We start from the raw sequence: 21464 nt of genomic DNA, 5'->3' as shown, positions 1-21464 counted from the left end.
TCAGAAGACCCGGGCGCCGTTCACAACGTTGCTGGTGTCGACGTACACGTCGTCGCCGTGGATCTCCACGGCGAAGACGGGAACGGGATCATAGGCGGGGAGCTGGAGCGGCTGACCGGACCGCAGATCGAACTGGGAACCATGTCCCCAGCACTCGATCGCGCAACCCTCGACGTCGCCCTCGGAGAGGGAGACGTCCGCGTGCGAGCAGGTGTCACCGATGGCGTGGATCTCCCCCATGGAGTCCTTCACCACGGCGACGGGGTATCCCTCGAGGAGAACCCTGAGGGCCTGCTTGGGCGAGATCTCGGTGCTCTTGCACACCAAGGTGCCCTGTGGCGTTTCCGGCACGTCCGCTCCTTCTAGTACTCGCCTGCGGTCAGTTCGCGTTCCACGGCCTCGGTGAGACGTTCCTCGAGGGCCGGGACCTTGATCTTCTGAATGATCTCGTTCAGGAAGCCTCGGACCACCAGACGGCGGGCCACATCCTCCGGGATGCCGCGGGCCATGAGGTAGAACAGGTGCTCGTCATCGAAACGGCCGGTCGAGGACGCGTGACCGGCGCCGGCGATGAGGCCGGTCTCGATCTCCAGGTTGGGCACGGAGTCCGCGCGGCAGCCGTCGGTCAGGACCAGGTTCTGGTTCTTCTCGTACGAGTCGGTGCCAACGGCCTGCTTCTGAATGAGGCAGTCACCCACCCACACCGTGTGAGCGCCCTTGCCCTGCAGCGCACCCTTGTAGAGGACGTTGGAGGTGCAGTTCGGCACGTTGTGATCCACGAACGAACGGTGCTCCAGGTGCTGGCCGGCGTCGGCGAAGTAGAGCCCCAGGAGCTCGGCCTCGGCCTGTTCGCCGGAGAAACGCACATTGGAGTTCAGGCGGACGATCTTGCCGCCCAGCGTCACGGCGATGTGCTTGTACACGCCTTCCTTGGCCACGACGGCGTCGTGCTGGGCCAGGTGGATGGCGTCATCCTCCCAGAGCTGCACGGAGACGACGGTGAGCTCGGCGGCCTCGCCGACGAAGATCTCAACGTTGCCGTTGTGGTTGGCGGAACCGTCGTGCTCGAGGATGACGACCGACTTGGAGTTGGCGCCCGCCTCGAGGACGAGGTGGCTGTTGGAGCGCTTGCCGGCGCCCTGGCCGGACAGCAGGATCCGCACGGGTTCCTCGGGCTGCGCGCCTTCGGGCACGACGACGTGCAGCGCCTCGGGCGCGTTGGCGGAGGCCACGGCGGCGGCACGGTCGGCCGGCACCAGCGCGGTGGCGCGGGGCGCCTGACCGATGGCCAGCGGAGCGGACACGTAGCCTTCCGGAGCCTCGACGGAGACCGTCGTGGCGCCGTCGTCGTTCGCGCCGTCCTGCAGCAGCGGCTGGAGCTCGCGCACCGGGGTGAAGCGCCACTCCTCCTCACGGCCGTCTGGCAGGGCGAAATCGGCCACGTTGTGGCTGGTCAGACGCTCGGCGCGGGAGGACATGACGGTGGTGCCGTCATTGTGCTTGTGGTCGACCTTGCTGGAGACCAGCTGCTCGCCCTCTTCGGTGAAACCGGCGATCGACGGGGCGCCGATGCGGGCCTTCTCAGTTGCTTCGGCAGTCATTAACCGACGGATCCTTCCATCTGGAGTTCGATGAGGCGGTTGAGCTCGAGCGCGTACTCCATGGGGAGCTCACGGGCGATCGGCTCGATGAAGCCGCGCACGATCATGGCCATGGCCTCGTCCTCGGGCATGCCGCGGGACATCAGGTAGAACAGCTGCTCCTCGGAGACACGGGAGACCGTGGCCTCGTGACCCAGCTGCACATCGTCCTCGCGGATGTCGATGTACGGGTAGGTGTCCGAGCGGGAGATGGTGTCCACCAACAGGGCGTCACAGCGGACGGTGTTGGCGGAGTGCTTGGCGCCTTCGCGGACCTGGACCAGGCCACGGTACGCGGCACGGCCGCCGTTGCGGGCCACCGACTTGGAGATGATGGAGCTCTTGGTGTTGGGAGCGATGTGCACCATCTTGGAGCCGGTGTCCTGGTGCTGGCCCTCGCCGGCGAAGGCGATGGACAGGGTCTCACCCTTGGCGTGCTCGCCCACGAGGTAGACGGCCGGGTACTTCATGGTGACCTTGGAGCCGATGTTGCCATCGATCCACTCCATGGTGGCGCCCTCTTCGCAGATCGCGCGCTTGGTCACCAGGTTGTACACGTTGTTGGACCAGTTCTGGATGGTGGTGTAGCGGACGCGGGCGCCCTTCTTGACCACGATCTCGACCACGGCGGAGTGCAGCGAGTCCGAGCTGTAGATCGGGGCGGTGCAGCCCTCGATGTAGTGCACGTAGGAGTCCTCATCGGCGATGATGAGGGTGCGCTCGAACTGGCCCATGTTCTCCGTGTTGATGCGGAAGTAGGCCTGCAGCGGGATCTCCACGTGAACGCCCTTGGGGACGTAGACGAAGGAGCCGCCGGACCACACGGCCGTGTTCAGGGAGGCGAACTTGTTGTCGCCCACCGGGATCACGGTGCCGAAGTACTCCTGGAAGATCTCCGGGTGTTCCTTCAGCGCGGTGTCGGTGTCGAGGAAGATGACGCCCTGCTGCTCCAGGTCCTCACGGATCTGGTGGTAGACGACCTCGGACTCGTACTGAGCCGCGACGCCGGCCACGAGGCGGCTGCGCTCCGCTTCCGGGATGCCGAGCTTTTCGTAAGTGGTCCGGATGTCCTCGGGAAGCTCTTCCCAGGAACCGGCCTGCTTCTCCGTGGAGCGCACGAAGTACTTGATGTTGTCGAAGTCGATGCCGGAGAGGTCCGCGCGCCCAGGCGGGCATGGGCTTCCGGTCGAAGTACTTGAGGCCCTTCAGACGCAGGTCAAGCATCCACTGGGGTTCGCTCTTCTTGGTGGAGATGTCCCGGACGACGTCCTCGTTCAGGCCGCGGCGCGCGTTGGCGCCGGCGTCGTCCTTGTCTGCCCAGCCGTACTCGTAGTTGCCGATACCGTGGAGCTCCGGGTTCTTTTCCAGAATCTCGGAGATCACCGTACCCTCAGCCACTGGCTTTTCTGCTAGTTGGTCCGTCATCACGGCCTTTCTTGCTGGTGGTTGCGTCCGGTAGGAATGTGCGTGGTGCAGACGTGGCCGCCGTTGGCCAGCGTGGAAAGACGACGGACGTCCACACCGAGAAGCCGTTCGAACACCTCGGTCTCCTTGTCACAGAAGACCGGGAATTCGGCGGCCAGGTTCTGGATGGGGCAATGCCCCTGGCACAGCTGGATGGCTGTGAGCTGCGGCGGCAAGGGCTTCTTGCTCACCGGATGGATGCGCAGGACATTGGCGTTGGCGACGAAGCCGTCGCGATTGAGCGCCGCGACGAGCGCCATGGCGCGGGCCTCGACGTCGGACCCTGCGGCGTTCACCTCGTCGGCGTAGCGCTCCGCCATGCCGGCGAAACGGCGTTCGGCGAAAGCCTCGACCGCCTGCTCGCCGCCCAGCGCCGCAAGTTCGTGCAGCGCCTTGCTGGCGATGTCCAGGTAGTCGTCGCCCCAGTGCTGCTGACCCTGGGAACTGATGACGTAGCGCCGCGCCGGGCGCCCCGCTCCTGCGCCGGCCTTGACCATGCGCTTGACCTCGATCACGCCTCCGCGCTCAAGCTGGTCCAGGTGACGGCGGACCGCGGCGGGCGTGTAGCCGAGGAGCTTGCCGAGTTCAGCGGCGCTGATGGGACCGTGCTCCAGCACGGCGGCCCGCACCTTGTCCCGCGTGCGGTCCTCGGGCTCCACGAGAGAGCCACGCGAGACTGCACGGGACGAGGCAGCACGGGTCTGGACCTCGCGGGACGGGACCTCACGGGGCGCGGGCACGACTGAACCCGGAGCGCCCTGCTGGGCCCCCGGATTCAGGCTGTCGACCGGCCTGTTCGTAGAGGTGTCCATGGAATACACAACACAATCATCACTAAATAACTTCCCGCCTTCCACTAAGGCTAGGCTGACCTGTCGATTGTGACCAGAGACCACCATCACATCGTTCGCCGGGGCCGGATCAGCGGGCGTTCCGGCCCGCTGGACTCCGACGGGAACGCCGCCTTCCGGGCCGCTCCGGGCACCTTCTACCTCGCGTAGAATGCTATGGTGCGTTCCGCTGCTCCCCCAGTCCTCGTGATCGATTCCCTCGTCAAGGATGTCGGTCCGGTCACGGCCCTCGACGGCCGCATGATGCGCGTCGTCGCCGGCCTCTCCCTGACCGCCCACGCCGGCGAGGTGACCGCCCTGCTCGGCGTCAACGGCGCCGGGAAGACCACCACCCTCGAATGCGCCCAGGGCCTCCAGCACCGGACGGACGGGCGCGTCGAGCTGCTCGGCCAGGACCCCGACATCGCGGGTCCCGAGCTCCGTGCCCGAGTGGGCGTCATGCTGCAGGACGGCGGCCTGCCGCCCTCCGCGCATCCGATCCCGCTGCTCCAGCACATCGCCCGCATGTACCAGGATCCCTGGCCCGTGGACGATCTGGTGGAGCGTCTTTCCATCTCCGAGTTCGCCCGCACCTCCGTGCGCAGGCTCTCCGGCGGCCAGAAGCAGCGCCTCGCCCTCGCCGCCGCCCTCATCGGCCGCCCCGAGGTCCTCTTCCTGGACGAACCGAGCGCCGGCATGGATCCGCAGTCGCGGCAGCTGGTCTTCACCCTGATCCAGGAGCTCCGCGATTCGGGCATGGGCATCGTGCTGACCACCCATCTCATGGACGACGCCGAGCGCCTGGCGGACTACGTCTACATCGTCGACGCGGGGCGGATCGTCGCGGAGGGCACCGTCGCCTCGCTGCTCGCGCACCGCGACGACGCCGGCCCCGAGAACCGCACCCTGACCTTCGACGCCGATCCCGGGCTCACCTTCGCCCTTCCCGACGGCCTCGACGTGGCCGAGACACGGGCCGGCTCCTACGCCGTGGAGGGCATCAGCACCCCGGCGCACCTGCGCGCCATCGCCACCGCCTGGGAGGACGGCGGCGTCTTCCCGCGCAGCCTCTCGATGTCCTCCTCCACCCTGGAGGACGTCTTCCTCGACATCGCCGCCCGCAGCGCGGAGCAGTCCCAGGACGACGGCGGCTCCGCGCGGGCCTCCCTGCCGGACACCTCCCTGACGAACGACGCCCCGAACGGAGGCCGGGAATGACGGCCAGCAGCACCCCCTCCCCTGGCACGGGGTCCAGCGTGCGCCCGGGCAATCCCGGACTCCCCGCTCAGCGTCCCGCCTCCACCGTGCAGCGCGTGCTCGCCCAGGGACGCTATGAGACCCTGACGATGCTCCGCAACGGCGAGCAGCTCGTGCTCGCCATCGTCCTGCCGCTCATGGCGCTCTTCGCCCTGCGCTTCACTCCTCTTCTGGATGATCTCCAGGGCGCCCGCGTGGACATCGCCGTCCCCGGGGTACTCGCCCTCTGCACCATGTCCACGGCCTTCACGGGACAGGGCATCTCCACGGGCTTCGACCGGCGCTACGGCGTCCTCCGCTTCCTGTCCACCACGCCGCTGGGGCGCGGCGGACTGATCGCCGGCAAGATCCTCGCCGTTCTCTCCGTGCTGGCGATCCAGACCGTGGTGATCTCCGTGGCGGGCCTGTTTCTCGGCTGGCAGCCGAACGGAGTGGGCCTCCTGCCGGCTATCCCGCTGCTGATCCTGGGCGCCGCGGCCTTCACCGCGCTTGGCCTCCTCGTGGCGGGCACGGTGCGGCCCGAGGCCACCCTGGCCCTGACGAACCTGCTGTGGATCCTGCTCGGCGCCCTCGGCGGCGTCGTGGTCCCTCCGGGGCGTCTGCCCGGCCTGATCGGCGAGGTGGCGCCGTTCCTCCCGTCCGGCGCCCTGGGCGACGCCCTGCGCGCGGCGCTGCTGCACGGCACGGTGGACGTGGCCGCCGTCGTCATCCTGGTCCTGTGGGCCGGGGTGGCCGGGGTCCTGGCCGTGAAATGGTTCAAGTGGAATTGATGATGCGAGTAACGATGGATGAGGTACCTGTATGAATGCCAGCACCCCTCTGGGTGAACGGATCAACCGTCTCGTGGAACGGCTTCCCACCGAGGTCGACGGCCGCGTGCGCAAGCTGTCCATCGCCTCGCTGGTCGGTCAGATCATCCTCATCGGGACCGGCGGCGCGGTCCGCCTCACCTCCTCCGGTCTTGGCTGCCCCACCTGGCCGCGCTGCACGAGCGAGTCGCTCGTCAACACCCCGGAGATGGGCGTCCACGGCATCATCGAATTCGGCAACCGCACGCTGACCTTCCTGCTGGCCGCCGTCGCGCTCCTGATGCTCGTGGCGCTGTGGCGGATCCGCAAGGAACGCCGCGACCTCTTCGTCCTGGCGCTCGGCCTGCTCGCCAGCATCCCGGCTCAGGCGATCATCGGAGGCATCACCGTGCTCTCCGGGCTGAACCCGTGGGTGGTCGGCCTGCACTTCCTCGTGTCCATGGCGTTGGTCATCTTCGCCATGCTGCTCGTGAACCGCGCCTACGGCCGCACCGGTCGCTTCATGAACCGCACGCTCGAGGCTCTCCCGGGCATCGCCGCGCCACTTACCGCCGCCGTGGCCTTCTTCGCCGCCCTCGCCGTCGTGCTCGGCGTGGTGGTGACCGGCGCCGGCCCGCACGCCGGCGACGCCAACGCCCCGCGCAACGGTCTCGACTGGGACGTGGTCAGCCACTTCCACGCCGTGCCCGCCTATCTCGTGACCGCCGGCGTGCTCGTGGCCGTGGTGCTGGCCTTCCGTCACCGGATCCAGGGTCTGTTCCGCTCCGCCGCACTGACCCTGTTCGGCGTCACGCTCCTCCAGGCGGCGATCGGCTTCATCCAGTACTACAACGGCATCCCGCCGCTCCTGGTGGGCTCGCACATGGTCGTCGGCGCGCTGCTCATGGCCGCCGCCACGAACCTCGCGGACGTGAGCCGCTGGAGCCCCAAGGCCTGATTCTCACCTTCGAAGGCCCCGCCACCGGCGGGGCCTTCGTCGTATCCCGGGCAGGGCCGAGTCGGGCCTCTCGGTAGGCGCACGACGACGGCGGGCCGGACTCCCGCCGTCGCACTCCCCTGATGCGCTGTCTCACGTCCGCGCCACCCCTCCGCGCCACCCGTCCGGCACCGCGGCAGCCCGGACACGACGGAGGCCCGGCCATTCGGCCGGGCCTCCGTCATACAGGAAAGTTCTGAGCCTGCCTGGTCAGAAGCCGGCCATGAGGGGGCCGCCGACGAACGGGTCCACTGCGAGAGCCAGGAACAGCACGGTCAGGTAGCTGATGGAGCCGTGGAAGACCTTCATGGCGCGCTTGTTGTCCACGTTCTCCCCCTGGGCCTGGTTGTACAGGCTGTGGGATTCCCAGAGGAACCAGGCGCCGGAGAGGACGGCCGCGATCGAGTAGACCCAGCCGGCGCCGCCCACCGGGATCAGGAGCAACGAGCAGGCCACCATGGCCCACGCGTACAGGACGACCTGGACGGAGACCACCTTGGCGCCCGCGATGGCCCCGAGCATCGGCACCTCGGCCTTGCGGTAGTCCTCGCCGTACTTCATGGACAGCGGCCAGTAGTGCGGCGGGGTCCAGAGGAAGATCACCATGAAGAGGACGAGCGCGGGCCACTCGACGGTGTCCCGCACGGCGGCCCAGGCGATCAGCACCGGGAAGCAGCCGGCCGCCCCGCCCCAGACGATGTTCTGCGCGGTGCGGCGCTTGAGGATCAGCGTGTAGATGACGACGTAGAAGAAGATCGCGCCGAGGCCCAGCAGGGCCGAGAGGCCGTTCGCGCCGACCCAGAGGATCAGGATGGACGCGATGCCCAGCAGCGTCGCGAAGACCAGCGCCTCCCGGGGCGTGACCTCACCCGTGACGAGGGGCCGGTTCTTGGTGCGTTTCATCACCTTGTCGATGTCACGGTCGATGTAGCAGTTGAAGGCTCCGGCGCTGCCGGCGGCGAACGCGCCGCCCACCATGGTGGCGACCATGAGGCCGATCGACGGGAATCCGCGCTGGGCGAAGATCATGGTCGGCAGGGTGCTCACCAGCAGCAGCTCGATCACTCGCGGCTTGGTCAGGGCGACATACGCCTTCAGCTTGCGGGAGAAACCGCCTCCCTGCGGCAATGACGGCGTGCGGAGGGCGGATTCTGAAGTGCTCACGGCGACGATGACCTTAGTTTCTGCTGCGCGACTGATGACCGGCCCGTCCTGCGGCGCGGGTGAATCCCGCGATCCGCGCATGGACCGGCCCGTTTCATTCTACCGCCAGCTCCTCCCTGGGCCGGGCAGGCGGACCTTCGCGTCCGCCCTCCGCGGACACCCGGCGCCGGAGCATCGCCGCAGGTAAACGGGAGGCCGCTCTCGAGCGGGTTCATCTTTGACATAAATCACACTTAAACCAGAGGGTGCCACCAGAACCCCCGCGAATCGGGCTAAGCTGAACACAGCTCGGCTTGGCGGCCCCGGACTCCCCGATGATGCGAGGGAACAGGGTGCGCAGGCCGGTGGTTATTCAATGGTGAACGAGAGCGCGGAGAACTCGCTGCGGGCGCCACAGCTGTGCCCCGGGCACGGGACCGCAGGGTGGCCGCACTCTCGAAAACACACAAGAGAAGGGGCCCGGTTTCCGTGTCACAAGTGGAAGAACAGCAACTGTCCTGGACTGATCTCGACCAGCGTGCGGTAGACACCATTCGCGTTCTGGCCGCAGATGCGGTGGAGAAGGTCGGCAACGGACACCCCGGGACGGCGATGAGCCTCGCCCCGGCCGCCTACCTGCTCTTCCAGAAACTGATGCGGCACGATCCGAAGAACCCGGACTGGGTGGGCCGCGACCGCTTCATCCTCTCCCCCGGTCACACGTCGCTGACCCTGTACATCCAGCTCTTCCTCTCCGGCTACGGCCTGGCGCTCGAAGACCTCGAGGCACTCCGCACCTGGGGCTCGCTGACCCCGGGCCACCCTGAGTACAAGCACACCGCCGGTGTCGAGATCACCACGGGCCCGCTCGGCCAGGGTCTCGCCTCCTCCGTCGGCTTCGCCTACTCCGGCCGCCGCGAGCGGGGCCTGTTCGACGCCGACGCCCCCGCGGGCGAGTCGCCGTTCGACCACACCATCTGGGTCATCGCCTCCGACGGCGACCTCCAGGAAGGCGTGACCTCCGAGGCCTCCTCGCTGGCCGGCCTGCAGGAGCTCGGCAACCTGGTCGTGCTGTACGACGAGAACCACATCTCGATCGAGGACGACACCGACATCGCGTTCACCGAGGATGTCCTCAAGCGCTACGAGGCGTACGGCTGGCACACCCAGCGCGTCGACTGGACCAAGACCGGCGAGTACGTCGAGGACGTCCACGAGCTGTACAACGCCCTCCAGGCGGCCAAGGCGGAGACGGGCAAGCCGTCCATCATCTCCCTGCGCACCATCATCGGCTACCCGGCCCCCACCAAGCAGAACACCGGCAAGATCCACGGCTCCGCCCTCGGCGCCGGCGAGGTCGCCGCCCTCAAGGAGGTCCTCGGCTTCGACCCCGAGAAGTCCTTCCAGGTGGACCCCGAGGTCCTGGCCCACGCCCGCGAAGTCGTGGAGCGCGGCGCCGCCGCCCACCAGGCCTGGCAGGAGAAGTTCGACGCCTGGGCCGCCGCGAACCCGGAGGGCGCCGCCCTCCTCAAGCGCCTCGAGGCCCACGAGCTGCCTTCGGAACTCTCGGGCGCGCTCCCCGTGTTCGAGGCCGGCAAGGACGTCTCCACCCGTGCCGCGTCCGGCAAGGTGCTCAACGCCATCGGCCCGGTCATGCCGGAACTGTGGGGCGGCTCCGCCGACCTCGCCGAGTCCAACAACACCACGCTGGAAGGTGAGCCGTCGTTCATCCCCGTGGGCCGCTCCACCAACGCGTGGAAGGGCAACCCGTACGGCCGCGTCCTGCACTTCGGCATCCGTGAGCACGCCGCCGCGTCGATCGTGAACGGCATCACGCTCTCCGGAAACACCCGCGCCTTCTCCGGGACCTTCCTGATCTTCTCGGACTACCAGCGCCCCGCCATCCGCCTCGGCGCCCTGATGGGCGTGCCGTCCCTGTACGTGTGGACGCACGACTCCATCGGCCTCGGCGAGGACGGCCCCACCCACCAGCCCGTGGAGCAGCTCGCGTCCCTGCGCGCCATCCCCGGTCTCGACGTCGTCCGTCCGGGCGACGCCAACGAGGTCGCCGTGGCCTGGCACACCATGCTGGAGAACCACGAGAACCCGGCAGGCATCGTCCTGACCCGCCAGAACATCCCGACCTACGCCCGCGGCGAAGGCGAGGCCTCCGGTGACGTCTTCGGCTCCGCGGCCGGCACCGCCCGCGGTGGTTACGTCCTGGCCGAGGCCAGCCGCGACGGCGCCTCCGTCACGCCGGAGGTCATCCTCATCGCCACCGGTTCCGAGGTCCAGCTGGCCGTCGAGGCCCGCGAGTCGCTCCAGGCCGACGGCATCCCGACCCGCGTCGTGTCCATGCCGTGTGTCGAGTGGTTCAAGAAGCAGGACGCCGCCTACCAGGAAGCCGTCCTTCCGGCCGCCGTGACCGCGCGCGTCTCCGTCGAGGCGGGTCTCGCCCTGACCTGGCGCGAGTTCGTCGGCGACGCCGGCCGCTCCATCTCGCTCGAGCACTTCGGCGCCTCCGCCGACTACAAGCGTCTCTTCCAGGAGTTCGGCATCACCACCGAAGCAGTGGTCGCCGCCGCGAAGGACTCCTTGGACTCGCTGGCCACCGCCTGAGCCGGCACCGAGCAACGCCAGTACAGAGCAACAAGGTACAGAACCGAGGAATTTGAAACATGAGCACTCCCACTGCAGAACTGTCCAACGCCGGTGTCTCCATCTGGCTTGACGACCTCTCCCGCAAGCGCCTGAACACGGGCAACCTTCAGGAGCTCATCGCCGAGAAGAACGTGGTCGGTGTGACCACCAACCCGAGCATCTTCCAGGCCGCCATCACGGGCGGCCAGGACTACGCCGCGCAGATCAAGGAACTGGCCGCCGCCGGGGCCGACGCCGAGAAGGCCGTCTTCGAGATCACCACGTCCGACGTCGCGGACGCCTGCGACGTCTTCGCCGAGGTGGCCAAGGCCTCCGACGGTGTCGACGGCCGTGTCTCCATCGAGGTCGATCCCCGCAAGGCCTGGGACACCGAGGGCACCATCGCCGAGGCGAAGGAGCTGCACGCCAAGGTCGGCAAGGACAACGTCCACATCAAGATCCCCGCCACCCAGGAAGGCCTGGAGGCCATCACGGCCACCATCGCCGAGGGCATCAGCGTCAACGTGACCCTGATCTTCTCCCTGGAGCGCTACCGCGCGGTCATCAACGCCTACCTGAACGGTCTGGAGCAGGCCAAGGCAAAGGGCCTGGACCTCTCCAAGATCCACTCGGTCGCTTCCTTCTTCGTCTCCCGCGTGGACACCGAGATCGACAAGCGCCTGAACACGCTGGGCACCGACGAGGCCGCGGCCCTCAAGGGCAAGGCCGGCGTCGCGAACGCCCGCCTCGCCTACCAGGTCTTCGAGGAGCTCTTCTCCACCGAGCGCTGGAACGTTCTGGCCGCCGCAGGCGCCCGCCCGCAGCGCCCGCTCTGGGCCTCCACCGGCGTGAAGGACCCGGCGTACCCGGACACCCTGTACGTCACGGGGCTCGTCGCGCAGGGCGTGGTGAACACCATGCCGGAGAAGACCCTCGACGCCGTCTTCGACCACGGCGACGTCACCGGTGACACCATCACCGGCACGTACGCCGAATCGAACGAGGTCCTGGACGCGCTCGAGAAGATCGGCGTCTCCTACAACGACGTCGTCGCCAAGCTCGAGACCGAAGGTCTCGACAAGTTCGTGGCCAGCTGGAAGGAACTGCTGGCCGACGTCCAGGCCGCTCTCGACACCGCATCCAAGGAAGGCTGACACCTCCATGAGCACCCTGAGCTACGACGCCGCCGGCGCGGCCGCCGACGCCAAGACCCGTCACATCGACCAGCTGGTCGAAGACCACGTCGCCACACGGATCATCGCCAAGGACGCCACCCTGTGGGGTCCCGACGCCGAGTCCGAATCCTCCATCCGCCTCGGCTGGGTGGAGGCCCCGGCGGTCTCCCGTCCGCTCGTGGACGGGATCGTCAGCCTGCGCGAAGAGCTTCACGCCGAAGGGGTCGACCATGTCGTCCTCTGCGGCATGGGCGGCTCCTCGCTGGCCCCCGAGGTGATCACCGCGACGGCCGGTGTCGAGCTCACTGTGCTGGACAGCACCGACCCGGAGCAGGTCGCCGCGGCCCTCGCCGACCGCTTGGAGCGGACCGTCGTCGTCGTGTCCTCCAAGTCCGGTTCCACGGTGGAGACCGACTCGCAGCGCCGCGCTTTCGAGGCGGCGTTCGAGGCGGCCGGCATCGATCCGAAGAGCCGCGTGGTGATCGTGACCGATCCGGGATCGCCCCTGGACGAGGCCGCGCGTGCCGCGGGCTACCGCGCCGTCTTCAACGCGGACCCGAACGTCGGCGGCCGCTTCTCCGCGCTGACCGCCTTCGGCCTGGTGCCGTCGGGTCTGGCCGGCGTGGACATCGCGGCGCTCCTGGATGAGGCCGAGGACACCCTCGAGATCCTCAACGAGGACGACACGGACAACATCGGTCTCGCGCTCGGCGCCGCCCTCGGCGGCACCGACCCGCTCCGGAACAAGATCGTGATCGTGGACAACGGTTCCGGGATCGTCGGTTTCGCCGATTGGGCGGAGCAGCTGATCGCCGAGTCCACCGGCAAGAGCGGCAAGGGCCTGCTGCCCGTCGTCGCCCCCGCGGATGCCCCGGAGCTGTCCCTGGACGCGCCTGACGTCCTGGTGGTCCGCCTCGTCTCCCCCGATGACGACGACGCGGCCGCCACCGGCAACGAGGTCGAGATCGCCGGTGGGCTGGCTGCGCAGATGGTCGTCTGGGAGTTCGCGGTCGCCGTCGCGGGTCGCCTCCTCGGCATCAACCCGTACGACCAGCCCGATGTGGAGGCCGCCAAGGTCGCCGCACGCGGTCTGCTCGACGCCCGCCCGGAGCCGGTTCCCGCAGACTTCACCGACGGCGCCATCGAGGTGCGCGGCGGCGAGTGGCTGGCCGAGGCGGAGGTCAACGAGACCGTCGAGTCCGCCCTCAAGGCCCTGCTGGGCCGTCTGGGTGACCGCGGGTACGTGAGCGTCCAGGCCTACCTGGACCGTCTCGCCTATCCGCAGCTCGAGTCGGTGCGCAATCCGCTCGTGGCCGTGACCGGGCGTCCCGTGACGTTCGGCTGGGGTCCGCGCTTCCTGCACTCCACCGGCCAGTTCCACAAGGGCGGCCCCGCCGAAGGCGTGTTCCTCCAGATCACGGCGGACAGCTCCACGGACGTGGTCATCCCGGAGAGGCCGTTCACCTTCGGACAGCTGATCTCGGCTCAGGCCGCTGGCGACGCCCAGGTCCTCACTGACCACGGCGTCCCGGTCCTCCGGCTGCACCTCACCGACCGCGCGGCCGGTGTGCGTCAGCTCCTGGACATCGTCAACAACCTGGGCCGCTGAGCCCAGCACCCATCCCTCCATATCGCTAAGGCTCCTCAAGCACAATGCCAACACGTGAACCTGGCGCCCAGAACGGCGGTCTCCGGAACCCCTTGCGGGATCCGCGGGACCGCCGTCTGAGCCGGATTGCCGGTCCGTCCTCCCTTGTCCTCTTCGGTGTCACGGGTGACCTCGCCCGTAAGAAGCTCATGCCGGCCGTGTACGACCTGGCCAACCGTGGGCTCCTCCCTCCCAGCTTCGCCCTGGTGGGCTTCGCCCGCGCGGCAGTGGGAGAACGAGGATTTCGCCGCGGAGGTCCTCGAATCCGTCAAGCAGCACTGCCGCACGCCCTTCGATCAGCGGGTCTGGGACCAGCTGTCCCTGGGCATCCGCTTCGTGCAGGGTGAATTCGACGACGACGAGGCCTTCGAACGTCTCAAGGCCACCATCGAAGAACTCGACAGGGAACGGGGCACGCGCGGAAACCACGCGTTCTACCTCTCCATCCCGCCGAAGGCCTTCGAGCTCGTCTGCACCCAGTTGTCCAAGCACGGCCTGGCCCAGGCCGAGCCGGGCACCTGGCGCCGAGTGGTCATCGAAAAGCCCTTCGGCCACGACCTCGAGTCGGCCCGCGCGCTGAACGACATCGTCGAATCCGTGTTCCCCCCGGACTCGGTGTTCCGCATCGACCACTACCTCGGCAAGGAGACCGTCCAGAACATCCTGGCCCTCCGCTTCGCCAATCAGCTCTTCGAGCCGATCTGGAACGCCAACTATGTGGACCACGTGCAGATCACCATGGCCGAGGACATCGGCACCGGTGGCCGTGCGGGCTACTACGACGGCGTGGGCGCGGCCCGCGACGTCATCCAGAACCACCTCCTGCAGCTCCTCGCGCTGACGGCCATGGAAGAGCCCATCTCCTTCAACGCCGAAGACCTCCGCGCGGAGAAGGAGAAGGTCCTGGCGGCCGTCAAGCTGCCGGATGACCTGTCCACGCACTCCGCCCGGGGCCAGTTCTCCGGCGGGCTCCAGGGCGGCGAGGAAGTCCTCGGCTACCTGGAGGAGGAAGGCATCCCGGCGGACTCCACCACGGAGACCTTCGCCGCGATCCGCGTGGACATCAACACCCGTCGCTGGGCCGGCGCGCCGTTCTACCTGCGCACGGGCAAGCGTCTGGGGCGCCGCGTGACCGAGATCGCCGTCGTCTTCAAGAAGGCCCCGAACCTCCTGTTCCGCGAGAACGGTGACGAGGACTTCGGCCAGAACGCCGTGGTGATCCGCGTCCAGCCCGATGAGGGCGCCACCATCCGCTTCGGTTCCAAGGTTCCGGGGACGCAGATGGAGGTCCGCGACGTCTCGATGGACTTCGGCTACGGTCACTCCTTCACCGAGTCCAGCCCCGAGGCGTACGAGCGCCTCATCCTGGACGTCCTGCTGGGCGAGCCGCCGCTCTTCCCGCGCCACCAGGAAGTGGAGCTGTCCTGGAAGATCCTCGATCCGTTCGAGGAGTACTGGGCAAGCCTGGAGGAACAACCCGAACCGTATGCCCCGGGCAGCTGGGGTCCGTCCTCCGCGGACGAGCTCCTCGCCCGTGACGGACGCACCTGGAGAAGGCCATGATCGTCGAACTTCCCAACACCACCACGTCCAAGATCTCCAAGGAGATCACCAAGCTGCGGGAGCAGGGCGGCGTCATCGCCCTCGGCCGCGTGCTCACCCTGGTGGTCCTCACCCGCAACGGGCTCGAGGACGAGGCCATCCAGGCCGCCAACGAGGCCAGCCGCGAACATCCGTGCCGCATCATCGTGCTCGCGGATGCGGGCGCCGAGGAGCCGGACCGCCTGGACGCGGAGATCCGGGTCGGCGGCGACGCCGGCGCTTCCGAGGTGATCGTGCTGCGCGGCTACGGACGCCTCTCTGAGGAGAGCGAGTCCCTGGTGTCCGCTCTCCTGCTGCCGGACGCCCCGATCGTCGCCTGGTGGCCGCACGGAGCCCCGGAGGACGCCTCCGGGACGTCCATCGGCCGTATCGCCCACCGCCGGATCACCGATTCGGCGAACGAGGCCGATCCGGTGGCGGCACTGGACAACATCCGGCGCACCTACCAGGCGGGCGACACCGACCTGGCGTGGACGCGTCTGACCAACTGGCGCATCCAGCTCGCGGCGGCCTTCGACCAGGTCGACGACACTCCGGTCACCGAGGTCGAGGTGGAGGGCGCCAGCGACTCCGCGAGCACCCTCCTGCTCGCCTCGTGGCTCGCCCTGGCCTTCGACGTCCCCGTGAAGATCATCGAGGACCCCGCAGGCACCGGCATCCGCCGTGTGCTGATCCGCCGCCCGTCCGGCGATGTCCAGCTGCACCGCCCGGGCACCACCGTCGCGGAGCTGAGCCAGCCCGATCAGCCTCTGCAGCGGATCTCCCTTCCGCGCCGTGGCCTTCAGGACTGCCTCGCCGAGGAACTGCGCCGGCTGGACCCGGACGAGGTCTTCGGGGAAGTATTGACCGAAGGATTGCCTCGAATCGCGCAAAAGGAGTGCCTGAGATGACCCACGAACCACGGGTGAGCGTCCATCCCGACTCACAGGTCCTGATGGCGGCCATCGCCGCTCGTCTGGTCACCAAACTGGTCGATGCCCAGGACCGGTTCGGGGAGGCCACGGTCGTCCTCACGGGCGGCACCGTGGGCATCGGCACGCTGCGCGCCGTCGCCGAGTCGGCGGCCGCCCCGGCCGTCAACTGGCGCCGGGTCAACTTCTGGTGGGGTGACGAGCGTTTCGTGGGCGCCGAGGACTCGGACCGCAATGCTGTTCAGGCGCACAAGGCGCTCCTGGACAGCCTGGATCTGGATCCCGCCCGTGTGCACGTGCCGGGCTCTTCGGATGAGTTCGCCTCGGTGGACGACGCCGCCGCGGACTACGCGCGCCGCCTGGCCGAGGCGGCCGAGGCTGAGCACGCCGCGGACTATTCGGATCAGCGTCCGGATGTCCCGCCCGCACTCCCCCGTTTCGACGTCCTTCTGCTCGGCGTCGGCCCTGACGCGCACGTCGCGTCGCTCTTCCCGGAGATGGCCGGCATCCGCGAGAAGGAGGCCCTCGTGGTGGGTGTCCAGGACTCCCCCAAGCCGCCGCCGCAGCGGATCTCCCTGACCCTGCCCGCCATCAACACGGCGGATGAGGTCTGGATGGTCGTGGCCGGCGATGACAAGGCCGGAGCCGTCGGTCTCGCCCTGGCCGGAGCCGGCACCGTGCAGGTCCCGGCAGCAGGTCCCCGGGGCCGGAACCGCACCCTGTGGCTGATCGACGAGGCGGCCGCCGCCAAGGTTCCCGAGAACCTGGTGCACAAGGAGCCCCGCGGGCTCTGACGCACGGCGGAGACGAGGAAGGGGTGGCGAGCTGTGGCTCGCCACCCCTTCGTCGTTGCCGGGCCCGGCAGACTGCACGACCTCCGGAACGACGAAGGCCCCCGGCATCATGCCGGGGGCCTTCCGAGTCGCTGCAACCGATCAGCTGGCAGCGCCGTTGAACTTCATGATCAGGCCGAGGCCGATGATCACCACGGCCCAGGTCACGCCCAGGATCACCGTGAAGCGGTTGAGGTTCCGCTCGGCGACACCGGAAGAGTTCAGGCCGGAAGTCATACCGCCGCCGAACATGTCGGACAGACCGCCACCGCGGCCCTTGTGCAGGAGGATCAGGAGAGTGAGGAGGAAGCTCGTCACTCCCAGGAGGATCTGCAGGATGACTTGGAGAACGCCCACAACGGCCTTTCTGCGTCGATGAGGTGAGGAACGCTGCCGGCTAGGCGCCGGCGTGCTCCTCGAACCTGACAATGTTAGCAAACTCAGCTGCATCCAGGCTGGCACCGCCGACCAACACGCCGTCGACGTCGGCCTGGCCGAGGATCGCGGCGGCGTTGGCGGCCTTCACCGAACCGCCGTACAGCAGACGGGTCTTGGCAGCCACGTCCGCGCCGAAGAGCTCGGTGAGCTCGGCACGGATCGCCTGGCACATCTCCTGAGCATCCTCGGGGCCGGCGACCTCGCCGGTTCCGATGGCCCAGACGGGCTCGTACGCGACCACGAGCTCGGCGGCCTGCTCGGCGCTGAGACCCGCGACGTCGGCGCGGAGCTGCGTCAGCGTGTGCTCCACGTGCGTGCCGGCCTGGCGGATCTCGAGCCCTTCGCCCACGCAGAGCACCGGCACGAGCGAGTGGCGGTAGGCGGCCTGCACCTTGGCGTTGAGCACCTCGTCGATTTCACCGTGGATGGTGCGGCGCTCACTGTGGCCCACCAGGACGTAACGGCAGCCCAGCTTGTTCAGGAAGTCACCGGAGATGTCGCCGGTGTAGGCGCCCGAGTCGTACTGCGAGAGGTCCTGGCCGCCGTACGCGATGTCCAGGTCATCACCCTGCACCAGGGTCTGCACGCCGCGCAGATCGGTGAACGGTGGGAACACGGCCACCTCGACACGCTGGTAGTCGTGCTTCTTGTCCTCCAGGGTCCAGGACAGCTTCTGCAGGAGCGCGATGCCCTGCAGGTGGTCCATGTTCATCTTCCAGTTGCCGGCGATGAGCGGCGTGCGCTCGGGGGTGGTGGTCACAATGGCCTCCGTGACTGTCGAGGGGATGAAGTGGGTGGGACGGGAAAGGCCGCGGCTCGGCGCCGCGGCCTTTCCGGTTCCTCAGCGGTCCAGAACGCTCAGACCGGGAAGTTCCTTGCCTTCAAGGTACTCCAGGCTCGCGCCACCGCCGGTGGAGATGTGGCCGAACTGCTCGTCGGCGAAGCCGAGGGTGCGGACGGCCGCGGCGGAGTCGCCACCGCCGACCACCGTGAAGCCGTCAGTCTCCGTGAGGGCCTGGGCGATCGCCCGGGTGCCCTGGGAGAACGCCTCGAACTCGAAGACGCCCATGGGACCGTTCCAGAAGACCGTCTTGGCCCCACGGATGTGCTCGGCGAAAGCAGCCGCGGTGTCCGGCCCGATGTCCAGACCGATGCCGGAGGCGCCGAACGCGCTCTCCTCGATGGCACTCGCGGGGACGACCTCATGCTCGGCGTCGGCGGCGAAGCGGCTCGCCACCACGACGTCGGTCGGCACCACGAAGCGGCTGCCCGCCGCTTCGGCGCGGGCCAGGTAATCCTGGACCACCGGGATCTGGTCCTCCTCCAGGAGGCTGGATCCGACCTTGTGTCCCGCCGCCGCGAGGAAGGTGAAGAGCATGCCGCCACCCACCAGGAGCGTGTCGGCCTTGCCGATGAGGTTGTCGATGACCGCCAGCTTGTCCGAGACCTTGGAACCGCCAAGAACCACCACGTAGGGGCGCTCCGGGGAAGCGGTCAGCTTCTGCAGGACGTCCACCTCGGTCTTGACCAGGTCACCCTGGTAGGACGGGAGGATCGTGGCGATGTCGTAGACGCTGGCGTGCTTACGGTGCACGGCGCCGAAGGCATCGTCCACATACGCGCCGTTGTCGCCGGTCAGTGCGGCGAGTTCGGCTGCGAAGGCCTGGCGCTCGGCGTCGTCCTTGCTGGTCTCGCGCGGATCGAAGCGCACGTTCTCCAGCACCAGGACCTCGCCGTCCGCGAGCTTCGCGGACAGGTCTTGCGCCGAAGCGCCCACGGTGTCCGCGGCGAGGCTGACCGGGAAGCCGGCCAGCTCGGCCAGGCGGTCCACTGCCGGCTTGAGGGAGTACTTCTCCTCGGGAGCGCCCTTGGGGCGTCCGAGGTGAGCGGAGACGAGGACGCGGGCGCCGCCGTCGACCAGCTTCTGAAGGACCGGGAGAGAGGCGCGGATGCGGCCGTCGTCTGTCACTGAAGAGCCGTCGAGCGGCACGTTCAGGTCACTTCGGACCAGAACGTACCGCCCGCGGACACCTTCAGCGAGGAGCTCGTTGAGGGTGTGAGACGTCATGATTTAGAGCTTAGCCCAGCTTGGACGCGACCAGCTTGGTGAGGTCGACAAGACGGTTGGAGTAGCCCCACTCGTTGTCGTACCAGGAGACGACCTTGACCTGGTTGCCGATCACCTTGGTGAGTCCGGCGTCGAAGATCGAGGAGGCCGGGTCGGTGACGATGTCCGAGGAGACAATGGGGTCCTCGGTGTAGGTCAGGTAGCCCTTGAGCGGACCGGACTCGGAGGCGGCCTTGACGGCGGCGTTGACCTCTTCCACGGTGACCTCACGGGACAGCGTGGCGGTCAGGTCGGTGGCAGAACCGGTGGGGACCGGAACGCGCACGGCGAAGCCGTCCAGCTTGCCCTTCAGCTCGGGCAGGACCAGGCCGATGGCCTTGGCGGCGCCCGTGGAGGTCGGGACCATGTTGATGGCGGCGGCGCGGGCACGGCGCGGATCCTTGTGGGGGCCGTCCTGCAGGTTCTGGTCCGCGGTGTAGGCGTGGATCGTGGTCATGAGGCCACGCTCGATGCCGAAAGCGTCATTGATGGCCTTGGCCAGCGGGCCCAGGCAGTTGGTGGTGCAGGAGGCGTTGGAGATGATGTTGTGCTCTTCATTGTTGTAGAGCTCGTCATTCACGCCCATGACGATCGTGATGTCCTCGTCCGAAGCCGGAGCGGAGATCAGGACCTTCTTGGCGCCCGCCTCGATGTGCTTCTTGGCATCCGCGGCCTTGGTGAAGAAACCGGTGGACTCGATGACGATGTCCACACCCAGCTCGCCCCAGGGCAGGTTGGCGGGATCGCGCTCGGCGAGCACCTTGATGTGCTTGCCGTCGACGACGAGGTCCCCATCCTGGACCTCGACGGAGACGCCCAGACGGCCAGTGACCGAATCGTACTTGAGCAGGTGAGCCAGGGTTTCCGGGCTGGTCAGGTCGTTGACGGCGACGATTTCCAGGTCCGCACCCTGCGCGAGGGCTGCACGGAAGTAGTTACGGCCGATACGGCCGAAGCCGTTGATGCCAATACGGGTGGTCACTGTGCAATCTCCTTCATGCGCCACGACGACGCACGTATCGAGTCGGACCAGGTCCGACATACAGACCCCGCACGCCATTGGGCAGAGAGAATTACCGTTGTGAAAGGACTCGCAGCCACGTTGCTGAAAGGCACGAGGCCTTCCGTGATCTATCTTACGTTTAATGCAGGCGTCCGGGGCAAGTGACCGCGCGGGGCGAGCGGCAAAAGTGAGCTATATTACGGCACGGAAAAGCCCCGCCCGGCAGGCCGGACGGGGCGTCATTCCGCGGGCTGATCAGGACAGGGTGATCAGCTTGGAGGCGCCGTTGCGGGCGGCCTCGAAGCGCTCGGCCACATCGGCCCAGTTCACGATGTTCCAGAATGCCTTGACGTAGTCGGCCTTCACGTTCACGTAGTCGAGGTAGAAGGCGTGCTCCCACATGTCGAGCATGAGCAGCGGAGTGGTGCCGACGGCGACGTTGCCCTGCTGATCGTAGAGCTGCTCGATCAGGAGGTTGCCACCGATGGGCTCGTACGCCAGGAAGGCCCAGCCGGAACCCTGCAGGGCCAGAGCCGCGGCGGTGAACTGAGCGCGGAAGGCGTCGAAGGAGCCGAAGGCGTCATCGATCGCGGCGGCCAGCTCACCTTCGGGCTTGTCGCCTCCGTCCGGGGAGAGGTTCTTCCAGAACACGGAGTGGTTGGTGTGGCCACCGGTGTGGAAGGCCAGGTCCTTGGAGAGACGGTTGATGTTGGCGAAGTCGTTCTTTTCACGGGCTTCGGCGAGACCGGCCAGTGCGGCGTTGGCCCCAGCGACGTAGGCGGCGTGGTGCTTATCGTGGTGCAGCTCCATGATGCGAGCCGAGATGTACGGCTCGAGCGCCGCGTAGTCGTAGCCCAGTTCCGGGAGTACGTACTCAGACACTGATTCCTCCAAACGTTAGGACACGGGTCCTGTGGTGACTTGTTGTCAATCCGGGAATCGCTCCCCGGAAATCTCTGAGGCATGGCCCCTGGCTGGCACAACACCG

General features: G+C 67.9%; 17 protein-coding genes and 2 pseudogenes. 9 read left to right on the top strand and 10 right to left on the bottom strand.

All coding sequences use genetic code 11. From position 1 onward, the window contains the following. From QFZ52_RS06320 to QFZ52_RS06305, 4 genes and pseudogenes are all read right to left on the bottom strand, one after another. On the bottom strand, positions 1–351 hold the full coding sequence (locus tag QFZ52_RS06320) for a non-heme iron oxygenase ferredoxin subunit (protein ID WP_278268953.1): 351 nt from the start codon (positions 349–351) through the stop codon (positions 1–3). Positions 352–362: 11 nt separating this feature from the next. After that, positions 363–1601 carry a Fe-S cluster assembly protein SufD gene (sufD, locus tag QFZ52_RS06315; RefSeq protein WP_307496777.1) on the bottom strand — a complete coding sequence of 413 codons (1239 nt, stop codon included), beginning with the start codon at positions 1599–1601 and terminating at the stop codon, positions 363–365. After that, positions 1601–3065 (bottom strand): annotated as a pseudogene (gene sufB / locus QFZ52_RS06310) (Fe-S cluster assembly protein SufB). The gene sufD and the pseudogene sufB overlap by 1 nt, the downstream one beginning before the upstream one ends. Beyond that, complete coding sequence (locus QFZ52_RS06305) at positions 3065–3916, bottom strand: helix-turn-helix transcriptional regulator (protein WP_307496776.1); 852 nt, start codon at positions 3914–3916, stop codon at positions 3065–3067. The pseudogene sufB and the gene QFZ52_RS06305 overlap by 1 nt, the downstream one beginning before the upstream one ends. Before the next feature lie 198 nt (positions 3917–4114). Between QFZ52_RS06305 and QFZ52_RS06300 the strand changes: the two genes are divergently transcribed. From QFZ52_RS06300 to QFZ52_RS06290, 3 genes are read left to right on the top strand one after another with little or no spacing between them, the layout of a single operon-like run. Further along, the gene (locus tag QFZ52_RS06300; RefSeq protein ID WP_307498676.1) at positions 4115–5152 is read left to right on the top strand and encodes an ABC transporter ATP-binding protein; all 1038 of its coding nucleotides are present in this window, start codon (positions 4115–4117) and stop codon (positions 5150–5152) included. Then, positions 5149–5961, top strand: coding sequence for an ABC transporter permease (locus QFZ52_RS06295; protein WP_307496774.1), 813 nt, complete (start codon positions 5149–5151; stop codon positions 5959–5961). Before QFZ52_RS06300 ends, QFZ52_RS06295 begins: the two co-directional genes overlap by 4 nt. A 31-nt stretch (positions 5962–5992) precedes the next feature. Further along, positions 5993–6937, top strand: a complete 945-nt coding sequence (locus QFZ52_RS06290) for a COX15/CtaA family protein (protein ID WP_307496773.1) — start codon at positions 5993–5995, stop codon at positions 6935–6937. Between the two features lie 249 nt (positions 6938–7186). On the opposite strand, the gene QFZ52_RS06285 is transcribed toward QFZ52_RS06290, so the two are convergent. Then, positions 7187–8149 carry a heme o synthase gene (locus QFZ52_RS06285; RefSeq protein ID WP_373425704.1) on the bottom strand — a complete coding sequence of 321 codons (963 nt, stop codon included), beginning with the start codon at positions 8147–8149 and terminating at the stop codon, positions 7187–7189. 468 nt (positions 8150–8617) lie between these two features. On the opposite strand from QFZ52_RS06285, the gene tkt reads away from it, so the two are divergent. From tkt to pgl, 6 genes and pseudogenes are all read left to right on the top strand, one after another. Beyond that, on the top strand, positions 8618–10738 hold the full coding sequence (tkt, locus tag QFZ52_RS06280; protein WP_307498675.1) for a transketolase: 2121 nt from the start codon (positions 8618–8620) through the stop codon (positions 10736–10738). 59 nt (positions 10739–10797) lie between these two features. Then, positions 10798–11913 (top strand): transaldolase, encoded by a 1116-nt coding sequence (gene tal, locus QFZ52_RS06275; protein WP_307496770.1) that lies wholly within the window; start codon positions 10798–10800, stop codon positions 11911–11913. 7 nt (positions 11914–11920) lie between these two features. Further along, entirely contained in the window at positions 11921–13543 is a 1623-nt protein-coding gene (locus QFZ52_RS06270; RefSeq protein WP_307496769.1) for a glucose-6-phosphate isomerase, read from the top strand. A 44-nt stretch (positions 13544–13587) separates the two neighbouring features. Further along, positions 13588–15145 (top strand): annotated as a pseudogene (gene zwf, locus QFZ52_RS06265) (glucose-6-phosphate dehydrogenase). After that, entirely contained in the window at positions 15142–16074 is a 933-nt protein-coding gene (locus QFZ52_RS06260; protein ID WP_307496768.1) for a glucose-6-phosphate dehydrogenase assembly protein OpcA, read from the top strand. Before zwf ends, QFZ52_RS06260 begins: the two are co-directional and overlap by 4 nt. Next, entirely contained in the window at positions 16071–16889 is an 819-nt protein-coding gene (pgl, locus tag QFZ52_RS06255; RefSeq protein ID WP_307496767.1) for a 6-phosphogluconolactonase, read from the top strand. Before QFZ52_RS06260 ends, pgl begins: the two co-directional genes overlap by 4 nt. Before the next feature lie 141 nt (positions 16890–17030). On the opposite strand, the gene secG is transcribed toward pgl, so the two are convergent. The 5 genes from secG to QFZ52_RS06230 all read right to left on the bottom strand — a co-directional run bounded on the left by secG (position 17031) and on the right by QFZ52_RS06230 (position 21358). After that, positions 17031–17285: a preprotein translocase subunit SecG gene (gene secG / locus QFZ52_RS06250; RefSeq protein ID WP_066212811.1), complete on the bottom strand. Its 255-nt coding sequence runs from the start codon at positions 17283–17285 to the stop codon at positions 17031–17033. 40 nt (positions 17286–17325) lie between these two features. Beyond that, positions 17326–18126, bottom strand: coding sequence for a triose-phosphate isomerase (tpiA, locus tag QFZ52_RS06245; protein WP_307496765.1), 801 nt, complete (start codon positions 18124–18126; stop codon positions 17326–17328). An 81-nt stretch (positions 18127–18207) separates the two neighbouring features. Continuing rightward, positions 18208–19434 (bottom strand): phosphoglycerate kinase, encoded by a 1227-nt coding sequence (locus QFZ52_RS06240; protein ID WP_307496764.1) that lies wholly within the window; start codon positions 19432–19434, stop codon positions 18208–18210. A gap of 10 nt (positions 19435–19444) precedes the next feature. Next, positions 19445–20455, bottom strand: coding sequence for a type I glyceraldehyde-3-phosphate dehydrogenase (gene gap / locus QFZ52_RS06235; protein ID WP_307496763.1), 1011 nt, complete (start codon positions 20453–20455; stop codon positions 19445–19447). A 276-nt stretch (positions 20456–20731) separates the two neighbouring features. Further along, positions 20732–21358, bottom strand: coding sequence for a superoxide dismutase (locus QFZ52_RS06230; RefSeq protein ID WP_066212825.1), 627 nt, complete (start codon positions 21356–21358; stop codon positions 20732–20734). Positions 21359–21464 lie beyond the last annotated feature (106 nt).

This window comes from Arthrobacter woluwensis (assembly GCF_030816155.1).
Lineage (GTDB): Bacteria > Actinomycetota > Actinomycetes > Actinomycetales > Micrococcaceae > Arthrobacter_E > Arthrobacter_E woluwensis_A.
The sequence above is the reverse complement of the archived record's forward strand: the minus strand, read 5'-3'. Positions and strand labels throughout refer to the sequence as shown.

Bases quoted from the DNA above. Each gene is read 5' to 3' on its own strand.
- sufD (WP_307496777.1), bottom strand. From the start codon at position 1,601: ATGACTGCCGAAGCAACTGAGAAGGCCCGCATCGGCGCCCCGTCGATC.
- QFZ52_RS06305 (WP_307496776.1), bottom strand. From the start codon at position 3,916: ATGGACACCTCTACGAACAGGCCGGTCGACAGCCTGAATCCGGGGGCC.
- QFZ52_RS06295 (WP_307496774.1), top strand. From the start codon at position 5,149: ATGACGGCCAGCAGCACCCCCTCCCCTGGCACGGGGTCCAGCGTGCGC.
- QFZ52_RS06290 (WP_307496773.1), top strand. From the start codon at position 5,993: ATGAATGCCAGCACCCCTCTGGGTGAACGGATCAACCGTCTCGTGGAA.
- tal (WP_307496770.1), top strand. From the start codon at position 10,798: ATGAGCACTCCCACTGCAGAACTGTCCAACGCCGGTGTCTCCATCTGG.
- QFZ52_RS06270 (WP_307496769.1), top strand. From the start codon at position 11,921: ATGAGCACCCTGAGCTACGACGCCGCCGGCGCGGCCGCCGACGCCAAG.
- QFZ52_RS06260 (WP_307496768.1), top strand. From the start codon at position 15,142: ATGATCGTCGAACTTCCCAACACCACCACGTCCAAGATCTCCAAGGAG.
- pgl (WP_307496767.1), top strand. From the start codon at position 16,071: ATGACCCACGAACCACGGGTGAGCGTCCATCCCGACTCACAGGTCCTG.
- QFZ52_RS06240 (WP_307496764.1), bottom strand. From the start codon at position 19,434: ATGACGTCTCACACCCTCAACGAGCTCCTCGCTGAAGGTGTCCGCGGG.